An 11982-nucleotide genomic window follows, 5' to 3' on the forward strand; every position below is an offset into this window, starting at 1 on the left:
CAAACATAAAAAATAAAATCTATACAACATCATTCTATTTTCGATAGCATTTTCCGCATAAATAAAAACAAAAAATCAGAATTTAGCTCTGTAAAAAAACACCTATGCAATCGAAAACATCACGATAGCGTTCGTAACACCTCACTCACCAATGAATGCATCACCAGAAAAGAATGAAATGACAACAATCCCCCAACATCATTGAGGGGGATATTCTTTCTGCAGAGTAATTATTTCGTGTTATACCCAAGTATTAAACCCAAGTATTAAACCAGCCTTATTAGCACATAACAAAACGGTTTTTTGTTTATTTTTAACAAACACGAATCAACTTAATGAGAATAAGTGCGGCATTAAGCTATCAAAGCGCTGCTAATTAATAGCAAGCCATTATGAGTATGAGTCCATATCTGGAAACAAGGCTACTGTTAGCACACAAACCATTTCCAGAGAAACAATAGCCAGGCAGCAGCAATCAAACAACGGCAAAATAATATTCTTGCCTCGGGTGATGAGGAGCATCAACACCATCCCCCTTAAACCTCAGTTGAACTCAGGCTAATCCCACAGCAAATGATTTTTGTGGTACAAAGTACCAGCAGTTTTTAACCATTTTCAGGGACGTGCCATGTCTGTTTCCATCGATATTATTTCCTGTATCACCGATCGTTTTGTGGAGCTGACCACGACAGAAAAGCGTATTGCGCAATTTATTCTCGATGATGTGCAATCAGCTACGACTTTGTCGATTTCAGAAATGGCGCGGCTTACAGATACCAGCCAGGCATCAATTACCCGTTTTGCACGCGCGATTGGCTGCAAAGATGTGCGCGAGCTAAAAGTGAAACTTGCACAGTCGTTGGCGGTAGGGCAACGTTTTATTCTGGATGTGCCTGACCTCGAAGGCGTGCAAGGTATCTACGAAACTATCATTAATGTGCTGGATATTAATCGCCGGGCGCTCGATACCGATTCGCTTAACAAAGCAGTGGAATGGTTGAGCCAGAGCCGACAAATTCTGGCTATCGGGATGGGCGGTGGCTCCACAATTTGTGCCCAGGAAGTACAATTCCGTCTGTTCCGTCTTGGCCTTCCAGTGGTCAGCCAGAGCGATGGTCTGCTGGTAAGAATGATGTGTTCGGCTGTGTCACCCAACGATGTGGTACTGGCTTTATCGCTGGGAGGCTACACACCAGAGGTGATTGAAAGTGCGGCTATCGCCCGGCAGTATGGCGCAAAAGTGATTGCCATCACCCCGCAAGACTCACCGCTGGCGCAAAACGCCGATATTGTGCTGCCGCTGATAGTGCGGGAAAACGACTACATTTTTAAGCCCAGCACCTCGCGTTATGCGATGTTAGCGATGGTAGATGTGTTGGCGACGGAGCTTGCTATGGCCAATAAAAACCAGACCAAAGACCGCCTGCGCCGCATCAAACTTGCCCTGGATAGCCATCGGGGTGGTGCGGACAGGCAGCCTCTGGGGGATTAGCGGCTTGCCGGGTGCAGTTGTCTCTTACACACAACGCGCCTCAGTAATTTTGTCAGGGTGAGATCTTTAAGCCTCGCTCATTTTCCGTTCACCCGTGCGTTCAGTTATCTCTTTAATTCCCGAAAACGGTGAACGTATCAAGGAGAGAACGCCCTCTCCTTGATAATCCTGGCGCCCGGTCATTAAATTGCCGCTGCGCGGTAAACCCCAGCTTATCCCCAACATCAGGGTCGCTCGCGACTCGTTCCCGACGATCGCTCTCTTTCGCTGCTCCCGGCAGCTCAACCCTGACTTATGGCGAACACTGGGGCAATTTATACCGGGTACAAGGTCAAAACCCGCTCAGTGCTGTCTTTGGGTTTTGACGTTGACCTTTGGTTCCGGCTTCAATCGCGCCGTTTTTCACCCTTCAGTCGGGGGGCACGTGGCAGGGAGCCACGTGAGTAAGCAAACCCTTAACGGTCTGCCCGATAACAGGTCAAATCCACTTCGACTTTACAATCCACCACCAGGTCAGCCACACAACAGACACGAGCGGGCGGATGCTCGGCAAAGAACTCACCAAACACTTTGTTAAACGACTGGAAATAGCGCGCGTCGGTAAGATAAACCTTCACATGCACCACATCGGCCAGGGTGTAGCCCGCGCTTTCCATGATGTCCACGCAGTTCTGAATCGCCAGGCGCGACTGCTCAATAATGCCACCTTCAACGACTTCACCATCTTTCATTGGTGTTTGCCCGGAAACATAAAGCCAACCACCCGCTTCTACCGCTTTTGCGAAGGGTAAATGCTGCCCGCCTGTTCCAGTGCTGCCACCGACTCCATAACGTTTAATGCTCATTGTTGTTCCTTATTTGTTTTCATTCTCTCGAAAGAGGGGCGAAATGAAGGTGCGTTTTAGCGACGTAAGAACCGCCCGGCACGCCCGATAACTTGTTGATCCCGACCATAACTCATTACACCGTTAACCATTACCGCTTCAATACCAGCAGCCGGTTGTTGCGGATCGGTAAAGCTTGCCACATCGCGCACGGTTTCAGGATCAAACATCACTAAATCAGCATAATAGCCGCACTTCACCAGTCCGCGCCCGTCAAGCTGGAAACGAGCAGCCGACATTCCCGTCATCTTATGCACTGCAACAGTCAGCGGAAATAGCTTCTCATCGCGGCTGTAGTGACCCAGTACACGCGGGAAGGCTCCCCACAAACGCGGATGCGGCATCGGATCGTTCGGCAAGCCGTCTGAGCCGACCATGGTGACCGGGTAGCTCAACACACGCCGCACGTCCTGTTCGTCCATGTTGTAGTAAATCGCCCCTGCCGGCATCAGCAATTTCCCTGCCTCAGTCAGCGTCATCGACCAGTTTTGCGCGATCTGTTTTAGCGACTGCCCGGCAATTTCAGGATGTGGCTCCGACCAGGTAATCACAATGTCGAATTCGTCGGTAATTTGTTTCAGGTCCAGCGTAGAAGAGCTCGCAGAATAGGGATAACAGTCGCAGGACACATCCTGCTGCTGGCGCACCTTGTCGAATAGTTTCAATGTTTCAACCGTCCGCCCCCAGTTCTTTGCTCCAGCGCACTTATGATGTGAAACAACAACAGGCACTTTGCCATGACGACCAATGCGAAAGGCCTCGTCGAGCGCCTCAAGAATCGGCTCAAATTCTGAGCGCAGATGGGTGGTGTAAATTCCTTTCCCCGCCGCCAACTCTTCCGCGAGCGCCATTACTTCTTCGGTTGTGGAATGGAACGCGCTGCCATAGGCAAGACCAGTACTTAACCCTAGACCGCCCTGCTGCAACGCCTCAAAAAGCTGCGCGCGCATGGCGCTAATTTCTTCGCTTGTGGCGGCGCGGAACAAGTCATCCATATGATTGTTACGAAGTGCCGTGTGGCCAATTAATGTGCCAACGTTAACCGCGGGCTTAGCTTGCTCTACGGCTTGCGCGTAGGCGGCAACCGTTGGGTAGATGAAGTGTTCCACTTCACCGAGCAAATTCATCGGGTCCGGCACATTACCCTTCATAGTCGCCGTGGCGGCACTGATTCCGCAATTGCCGACGATCACTGTCGTAATACCCTGGCTAATTTTTGGCAGGTACTCCGGCATCCGGATAACGTTAATGTCATCGTGGGTATGAACATCAATAAAACCAGGAGCCAGCACTCGGCCGTTACCATCAATTTCTTCATGTGCCGAGCCGCTGATCATTGGCGCGATTTCCACAATGCGATCGCCCTGCACCGCAACATCAGCAAGATATTGCGCTCCGCCGCTTCCATCGATAACCGTGACATTCCTGAACAAGTAATCGAACTTCATGTCTTCCTTACCCCCGTTATGTTCTGGATTAAAGTTAACCATTTACAAGCGTAAAAAACAGTGGAAGACTACTCAAAACCCCTATGAATTTATGATACTTTTATTCAATCAATCACATTATTTTCAATAAAACATATATTTTTCATTAAATTACAAATGACACACTGTCTGAAAGAAATGAAAATCACAAAGGAATAATGTTATGAAATACCAGAACAGTAACCTCGTACCACACAAATCAGCCTTGATGTTTACCCCTGCGAATATCCTCAACGAAGACATTTGCTTACCCGCAGCCGTTATCAAAAAAGGCGCGCTGGAGAACAATATTCAGTGGATGCAGCGCTACGCAGACACACGCGGTGTCTCCCTGGCCCCTCACGGGAAAACCACCATGACACCGTGGATTTTTCAACAGCAGCAGCAAGCCGGAGCCTGGGCGGTAGGTGTCGGCAGCGCCTGGCAAGCAAGCATGGCGATGGTTAGCGGTATCAAACGAGTGTTGATGGTTAACCAGTTGGTCGGCAAAGCAAATATGCAGCTGGTTTCACAGCTAAAAACACAGTATCCGGATGTCGATTACCTGTGTTGCGTTGACAGTCTCGCCAACGCAAAAACGCTTTCTGCTTTCTTTAGCGCGAATAACCAACGGCTTGATATTTTGATTGAACTGGGCGTGCCTGGCGGGCGCTGTGGGTGTCGTACTACTGAACAGGCGCAAGCCCTGGCCGAAGAAATTTCTACACTCTCAGGTCTGCGCTTACGTGGTCTGGAACTGTATGAAGGCGTGCTGCACGGCGAAAACCCGCAGCCGAAAGTGGAAGCATTGCTGCGCGATGCCGCGGTACTCGCCTGCCAGCTAAAGCAATATGTTGACGGGGAATTTATCCTCACGGGTGCCGGTTCTGTTTGGTATGACGTGGTCTGTAATGTCTGGCTAGCCGCGCAAAAACCGGCAAACTGCCGCATTGTTATTCGCCCAGGTTGTTACATCACGCACGATGCCGGTATTTACCAGCAAGCGCAGGACGAGCTTATGGCTCGCGATAAAGTCGCCTGTGATCTTGGTGGAGATTTAGTCTCGGCTCTGGAGCTGGTTGCGATGGTGCAATCCGTACCGGAAAGCGACCGCGCGATTGTGAATTTTGGCAAACGAGATAGCGCTTTTGACGCAGGTTTGCCGCAACCTGTTGCGCATTATCGAGCAGGGAAATCACGGGAATTGGCTACTAATACCATCGAAACCACCGGCATTATGGATCAACATGCCATGCTGAAACTCAAACCCGGTGCTGATGTCCAGGTGGGGGATATTCTGGTCTTCAGCACTTCCCATCCGTGCCTGACATTCGACAAATGGAAAGCACTGTTACTGGTTGATGAGCAGTACAACGTTCTCGAAACGTTGGAAACAGCTTTCTGATCAAATAGTTTGCCGGTCGGGTTAGCATTCGCTACACCCGACATTTACGCCATCGGCTCAGCTATCAATCCCTTCACAAAGCAAATCAATAACTAACAACGAACCGTAGCGCACTTCTGTTAGCGGCAACAGAATATCGTCGCTGTGAATAAACGAGCCGCTATCCCGGCCAATGAAAATGATTTCAGCACCCAGCCGACGCGCCTGATGGGCCGCCGCAATCAGTGCATTTTCCGGTGCAGAGCCTGCGAAAATCACCAGCACTTGTCCGGCACCAAGCATCGATGCAGTAATACTCATCAGCGCTGGGTCCTGACAAATGTTGGCCGGATAACCCTGAGTCAGCAGGCGATATTGCAACAGGCTCGCAAAAGGCGTATCTGCCGCACTGGCGCTGAAAATATGCACCGCTTTCGCCTGTTTCAAACGAACAACTGCCTGATTGATGACTGCGGGTTGCAGTTCGCAAAACTGTGAATTTAGGGCATTTTGCAGCCTGTTCAGTTTTTCACGCCACGGCAAAGCTATATCGCCACCAGCTACCGGTGTGCTTGCTTGCGCCAGTTTCATGCGCAAATCACGGATATCGTCACACCCTGACGCTCGGGCAAATCGGGTAATAGTTGCCGGGCTAACCCCCGCAGCGGTCGCAAGCTGGTCGATGGTGGCCGATGCGGCAAAAGAGACATCATCAAGAATGGTCTGCGCCACGCGAGATTCTTGCTGGCTGAAGTCATTCAGACGGTTGCGGATCTGGCCGAGAATATCGCCGTTATTTTCACACCCTATGGAGTGCGAAAATCTGTCGAGTATTTCGCTACCAATACCAGCGTTAAGGGCCAGCGCTTTCAGTGCCCCCGGATCTACCCATGCAGCATCGCCCAGCATAGGAGCTGCGGGGACTTGCAGATTGTTCTCCTGCTGCTGATGGCGCACCTGGCCGATAAAATCATTGATATCGTCACAGCCAATGCTGCGTGCAAAGTGTTGCAACGTGGCAGAGCTCACCCCTGCCTTTGCCGCTAACTCTTCCATCGTTGCTTCGGGTATTTGCGCGAAGTTATCGAGGAAAAAGCGTGCCAGACGAGATTCTTGCGCTGGCAGGCCAGATAACCCGTGTACCAGTTGGTAAACAATATCCATAACAGGAGGCGTCCTAATGTCGGCATTAACTGCTCGTTAAAAACATCATAAATGTTTGAAATTATTTTTCAATCCATCTCATTCACGTACACATTATTCTATACAACGCTCGACCTAAATATCCATTTTTCTATAGAGATCACATATTCATCCGGCCTCAGTGCCATCTGGAAATAATCCAACAGTGATCACACTCATGAAAATAATTTTCATACATGCTAATTAAAACAGCTAATGTATGAAATATGTTTTCAAATGAGGGGAAAGTTGTAATGAAAAAAATCATGTTGTGCTGTGCTGCGGGGATGTCCACCAGCATGCTGGTACAAAAAATGCGTACCGAAGCGACGAAGCGTTCTCTGGAAATCGAAATTGATGCCATCCCGGTATCCGAAATTGAAGGCCAATTGCGCCATGCCGACGTGGTATTGCTTGGCCCACAAGTACAGTACGAATTACAGCGCCTGACTGAGCTTTCCACACCGCTGGGGAAACCTGTCGCGGTGATAGATATGATGGATTACGGCACCATGCGCGGCGATCGCGTGCTGGATAAAGCCCTCGCCCTAATGGCCTGAGACAGGCGGAGAACAAGATGAAAATTACCGTTATTGGCGGGGGAAGCAGTTATACCCCGGAGTTGATTGAAGGATTGATTGAACGCCATGCTTCACTGCCAATGGCGGAACTGGCATTGGTAGATGTAGAAGCGGGTCGCGAGAAAGTCGATATTATTGCCGCCCTCGCCCGTCGCATGCTCGACAGAAATGGGCTGGAGTCCGTCAAGGTATCCGTACATTTTGACGCTGACGAAGCCATCAAAGGTTCCAGTTTTGTCTTAACGCAGCTGCGCGTGGGGCAGCTTCCCGCCCGCGCCGCCGATGAACGCCTGGGTTTAAGCCACAAGCTTCTCGGCCAGGAAACGACGGGGGTTGGCGGTTTTGCAAAAGCGTTGCGCACCATTCCCGTGATGCTCGATATTGCCCACCGCGTGGAGCGTCTCGCCCCGGATGCGTGGATTATCAACTTCACCAATCCGGCCGGCATTGTGACCGAAGCGGTTTCGCGCTATAGCAAGGCCAAGATTATCGGCCTGTGTAATGTGCCGGTGACGATGCACCATATGATTGCCGACATGCTGAAATTGCCTCACGACAAAGTTTCGCTACGTTTTGCAGGCCTGAATCATATGGTTTGGGTGCATAAAGTGTTGGCAAACGGACGCGATGCCACTCATGAAGTGATCGAAATGTTGTGCGATGGGGAGCAGCTTTCCATGAACAACATTAAAGCGATTCCATGGCCTGCGGATTTGCTGCGCGCATTAGGTGCCATTCCCTGCCCTTACCACCGTTACTTCTGGCAAACGCGCACCATGCTGGAAGATGAACTCTCTGATGCCGCCACTAAAGGCACTCGTGCCGAGCTCGTCATGAAGGTAGAAGAGTCACTGTTTAAACTCTATGCCGATCCTAACCTCGATAAAAAACCGGAAGAACTTAGCCAGCGCGGTGGTTCGTTCTACTCCGAGGTCGCGGTGCAATTGATTAACGCCTTACATAATAATCTCGGTATTGAAATGGTGGTGAATACCGCTAACAACGGTGCAATTCAGGGATTACCAGACGACGCGGTGATTGAAACCAACTGCCTGATTGACGCCCTTGGCGCACATCCGCTGGCCTTTGGGAAATTACCGCTGCTGATGAACGGCCTGACTCAGCAAGTTAAAGATTTTGAACGTTTGACCATCGAAGCGGCGGTACACGGCGATAAGAAAAAAGCGTTACTGGCGCTGGTCGCGAACCCGCTGGTTGCTGATGTCAATCTGGCGTCTGCGCTGGTCGATGAAGTGTTAAGTATCAACAAAGCGTGGTTGCCGCAGTTTAACGTTTAAACCCGTGTTGTCGGATGTCGCTACGCTAATCCGACCTACGACTAAATAAAATTATAATTCTACCCAAAATAATCCGAGTTGCAGGAAGGCGGCCAGCCCGTAAGTCCCCAGGAGCATAGCTAATAACTATGTGACTGGGGCGCGCGGGTGCCGCCAACGTACCTGCGGCTTGAAGTATGAAGGGTATCCGGGCAGGGGGTGTCTATGTCTATGAACAAATCCATTATCGAAAAATATGTACTGCCAACCGCGCTAAAAATTGCCGGGCAAAAGCATGTGCTATCGGTGCGTGACGGTATCATTCTGAACATGCCATTTATGTTGATTGGCTCGTTCTTCCTTATTTTTGCTTATCTGCCGATACCGGGTTATGCCCAAATGATGAGCGACTTTTTCGGCCCAACCTGGCAGGAAAAAGTGCTCTATCCGGTTAAAGCGACCTACGACATCATGGCGATTATCTCCGCCTTTGGTATCGCTTATCGCCTGGCGGAAAAGTACCGCACAATTGATCCGTTGACTGCCGGTGCCGTGTCTCTGGTTGCATTTATCATGACCATTCCGCAGCACATCATGTTTACACCCGCTACGGGCGGTGCGGCACAGTTAGTGAAGGGCGTGATGCCGATGGGGCAAATTGGTAGCCAGGGGTTGTTCGTCGCCATTCTTATCGCCCTGCTTTCAACCGAAATTTACCGCTTTATCAATAACCGCAATCTGGTTATCCGTATGCCGGAAGGCGTGCCGCCAGCGGTAGCTAAATCCTTCCTGGCGTTGATCCCTGGCTTCTGCGTTTTAGCGGTAGTGTTGGCGCTGCGTCTGTTAGTTGAGGCAACACCATTTGGCGACATCAATACGATGATTACCGAACTGGTTGGTATCCCGATGAGTCATGTTGGCGGTTCACTGCCGGGTATGATTATCTCGGTATTGCTGATTGGTATTTTGTGGATGCTGGGCCTGCATGGCGACACTATCGTACTGGTGTTTATCCGCCCGGTGTGGTTGAGCAATATGTCGGAGAACCTTGAAGCATTCCAGAACGGTTTGCCTATTCCTCATATCATCACCCAACAATTTTATGACTTGTGGATTGCCCCCGGCGGCACCGGTGCCCTGCTCGGACTGGTGATATTTATGCTGATCCGCAGTCGCAGTGCGCAGATGAAACAATTGGGTAAAATCGCCGCCCCCGGTAGCCTGTTTAATATCAGCGAACCGATGGTATTTGGCATTCCGATTGTGATGAACCCGTATCTGGTCGTGCCGTTTATTCTTACCCCTGTTGTATTAGTGATTGTTTCTTATATTGCAATGACCACCGGGCTTGTCGCCAAACCTGCGGGTATTGCCTTGCCGTTCACTACACCGATCGTGGTCAGCGGATACCTGGCAACCGGCGGGCATATTTCTGGTTCCGTGCTGCAAATCGTCAACCTCGGGATTTCGCTGGTGATGTATTACCCGTTCTTCCGCATCTGGGATAACCTGAAATATCGCGAAGAACAGGCCAATAAATCGCAAAAAGAAGCTTCAGTAGCACCGGTAACAGAGCAAGTAACCTCGTAAACCCGGCGAAGGGTGGATGGTGCCCATCCACTCTGCATCTGCTTTTCTCAGATAAGGTTAGCAATAATCATGCTTTTCAATACTGAACAATCTCTTATGCATCTATTTTTGAACAAAATTTTTCTTTACCAAAGCTGGCGAGAAATACAGTTCTGAACCATAGTCTAAAGGTAGGGAAAACAATTTATCTACCATAAGCAAAGATGAGGTTCGTCATGAAGATAGCTAAGGGTGTATTGGTAGCATTAACTTTGGGTGCAGTATCATTCAGTGCATTGTCAGCAGAACTGTTGACGAAAGAAGCCTATAACGACCATAAAGATCAGTATGTAAAAGTAGGCACCATCACCACCAGTGGTGAATTGTCACCATCTGATGCCAAAGCCGAACTCTCCAAGAAAGCCGATGAGTTGGGTGGCAAGTTTTATGTTGTAACCTCTGCAGATACCGAGAATAAAATTCACGGCACCGCAGAAGTTTATAACAAGAAGTAATCTGTCTTCTAAATGGGCAACCCCTGTGTTGCCCATTTAACAATGCTTCCCTTCACAATAAAGCCAGATAACCTTTCCTACCCAAAATACCCTATACTTTGCCATCCCTACCTGATTGATATACCTGAATAACACAGGTATCTGGGTTTCTCTGATGTATATATCAACCCGTTTTAGAATTGTGATTCATCTGTGCGCTTTTTTGGTTGTTCTCTACAGCCTGACGATGATCCCGCCAATGTTGCTGGCTTTAATTGAAAAAGAACGCAGCCTGTTTGGCTTTCTTTATACCTTTATCATCACTTTTACACTTGGAAGCCTGGCTTGGGTGATGACTGGTCGGTCTAATATTCAACTCGAAACCCGCGATGGATTTATTATCATCGTTTTGTTTTGGCTGCTTTTTTCAGTAATCAGCGCCATGCCGCTGTGGCTGGATGACAGCTATAACGTATCTCTAGCTGATGCCATGTTTGAGGGGGTTTCGGGTATAACAACTACCGGAGCCACTGTTTTTAACGATGTCTCCCTATTGCCCAAATCGATCCTCTATTACCGCGCCCAACTCAACTTTATCGGCGGCCTCGGTGTCATTGTGCTTGCTGTAGCAGTATTGCCGCTTCTGGGTATTGGGGGAATGAAGCTTTATCAGTCCGAAATGCCCGGGCCATTTAAAGAAGAGCGCCTCACGCCACGTCTTGCAGACACAGCTAAAAGTTTGTGGCTGACTTATTTGCTGCTAGGTGCTGCCTGCACGATTGCGTACAAACTCGCCGGCATGCCGTTCTTTGATGCGCTTTGTCATGGCCTTTCTACCGTCTCATTAGGTGGCTTTTCTACACGCACCGAAAGTATCGGCTTTTACAACAGCTATGCTATTGAGCTTGTCGCCGGGGCTTTTTCATTGCTCTCAGCCATCAACTTCACCCTCTATTTTGTCGCCCTGGCACGTCGCAGCATTAAGCCGTTTCTCAAGAGTGCGGAGTTGAGATTCTTCCTGATGGTCGCAAGCATTGTGATTTTAATCATCACACTGGAAGTCTGGCGCGCAGGTATGTACGCCCTACCCGCCTCGTTCGTTCATGCCTTTTTCCTGACCAGCTCCATGATTACCGATAACGGCCTATCAACCAGTGATTACGCTTCCTGGCCGGTACACACCATTGTTCTGCTGCTGTCCGCCAGTTTCTTTGGCGGATGCGTCGGGTCAACCTGCGGTGGGATTAAAGCGCTGCGCTTCCTGGTGTTATTTAAGCAAAGCCGCCATGAAGTACATCAACTGGCACATCCACGCGCCATCATGAGTATTCGGATTGGTAACTCGCCTGTTAATGACAGAGTGCTGCGTTCCGTGTGGAGTTTTTTCTTCCTCTACGTCGTGTGCACCTGCTTTTTTATCTGGATGCTGAACTTGCAGGGATATGACCTGTTAACTTCGTTCGCCACCGTAGCGGCCTGTATTAACAACATGGGCTTAGGGTTTGGCGAAACTGCCGCAGGATTTGGTACGTTGAGCGATAGTGCAAAATACTTAATGTGTGCGGCTATGTTATTAGGTCGACTGGAGATCTATCCGGTGTTGATTTTGTTTTCGAGGACTTTCTGGCGGAGTTAATATTTACGTCGCCGCTC

10 protein-coding genes are annotated in these 11982 nt (G+C 49.5%); 7 read left to right on the forward strand and 3 right to left on the reverse strand.

The features are described 5' to 3' along the window. Positions 1-628: 628 nt before the first annotated feature. Positions 629-1492 (forward strand): MurR/RpiR family transcriptional regulator, encoded by an 864-nt coding sequence (locus EDF88_RS07620; RefSeq protein ID WP_064516939.1) that lies wholly within the window; start codon positions 629-631, stop codon positions 1490-1492. Positions 1493-1947: 455 nt separating this feature from the next. On the opposite strand, the gene EDF88_RS07625 is transcribed toward EDF88_RS07620, so the two are convergent. Both EDF88_RS07625 and EDF88_RS07630 read right to left on the reverse strand, forming a co-directional pair. Beyond that, positions 1948-2337: a RidA family protein gene (locus EDF88_RS07625; RefSeq protein WP_134183857.1), complete on the reverse strand. Its 390-nt coding sequence runs from the start codon at positions 2335-2337 to the stop codon at positions 1948-1950. A gap of 56 nt (positions 2338-2393) precedes the next feature. Further along, the gene (locus EDF88_RS07630) at positions 2394-3824 is read right to left on the reverse strand and encodes a D-aminoacylase (RefSeq protein WP_134183859.1); all 1431 of its coding nucleotides are present in this window, start codon (positions 3822-3824) and stop codon (positions 2394-2396) included. Positions 3825-4026: 202 nt separating this feature from the next. Here EDF88_RS07630 and EDF88_RS07635 point away from each other — a divergent pair, with 202 nt between their 5' ends. Further along, positions 4027-5247, forward strand: coding sequence for an amino acid deaminase (locus EDF88_RS07635; protein ID WP_134183861.1), 1221 nt, complete (start codon positions 4027-4029; stop codon positions 5245-5247). Positions 5248-5304: 57 nt separating this feature from the next. Here the strand turns inward: EDF88_RS07635 and EDF88_RS07640 are convergent, their stop codons facing one another. After that, positions 5305-6390 carry a MurR/RpiR family transcriptional regulator gene (locus EDF88_RS07640; protein WP_134183863.1) on the reverse strand — a complete coding sequence of 362 codons (1086 nt, stop codon included), beginning with the start codon at positions 6388-6390 and terminating at the stop codon, positions 5305-5307. A 272-nt stretch (positions 6391-6662) separates the two neighbouring features. Here EDF88_RS07640 and EDF88_RS07645 point away from each other — a divergent pair, with 272 nt between their 5' ends. The 5 genes from EDF88_RS07645 to EDF88_RS07665 all read left to right on the forward strand — a co-directional run bounded on the left by EDF88_RS07645 (position 6663) and on the right by EDF88_RS07665 (position 11965). After that, complete coding sequence (locus tag EDF88_RS07645; protein ID WP_064516930.1) at positions 6663-6968, forward strand: PTS sugar transporter subunit IIB; 306 nt, start codon at positions 6663-6665, stop codon at positions 6966-6968. A gap of 17 nt (positions 6969-6985) precedes the next feature. Beyond that, a complete protein-coding gene (locus tag EDF88_RS07650; protein WP_134183865.1) occupies positions 6986-8287 on the forward strand; it encodes a 6-phospho-beta-glucosidase in 1302 nt (433 codons plus the stop codon). A gap of 210 nt (positions 8288-8497) precedes the next feature. Further along, on the forward strand, positions 8498-9856 hold the full coding sequence (celB, locus tag EDF88_RS07655; RefSeq protein WP_134184193.1) for a PTS cellobiose transporter subunit IIC: 1359 nt from the start codon (positions 8498-8500) through the stop codon (positions 9854-9856). Between the two features lie 215 nt (positions 9857-10071). Beyond that, entirely contained in the window at positions 10072-10350 is a 279-nt protein-coding gene (yahO, locus tag EDF88_RS07660) for a DUF1471 family periplasmic protein YahO (protein WP_064516924.1), read from the forward strand. A gap of 154 nt (positions 10351-10504) precedes the next feature. Then, positions 10505-11965, forward strand: a complete 1461-nt coding sequence (locus EDF88_RS07665; RefSeq protein ID WP_064516922.1) for a TrkH family potassium uptake protein — start codon at positions 10505-10507, stop codon at positions 11963-11965. The last annotated feature ends 17 nt before the right edge of the window (positions 11966-11982 follow it).

The sequence above is a fragment of the Buttiauxella sp. BIGb0552 genome, assembly GCF_004366275.1.
GTDB classification, from domain to species: Bacteria; Pseudomonadota; Gammaproteobacteria; order Enterobacterales; family Enterobacteriaceae; genus Buttiauxella; species Buttiauxella gaviniae.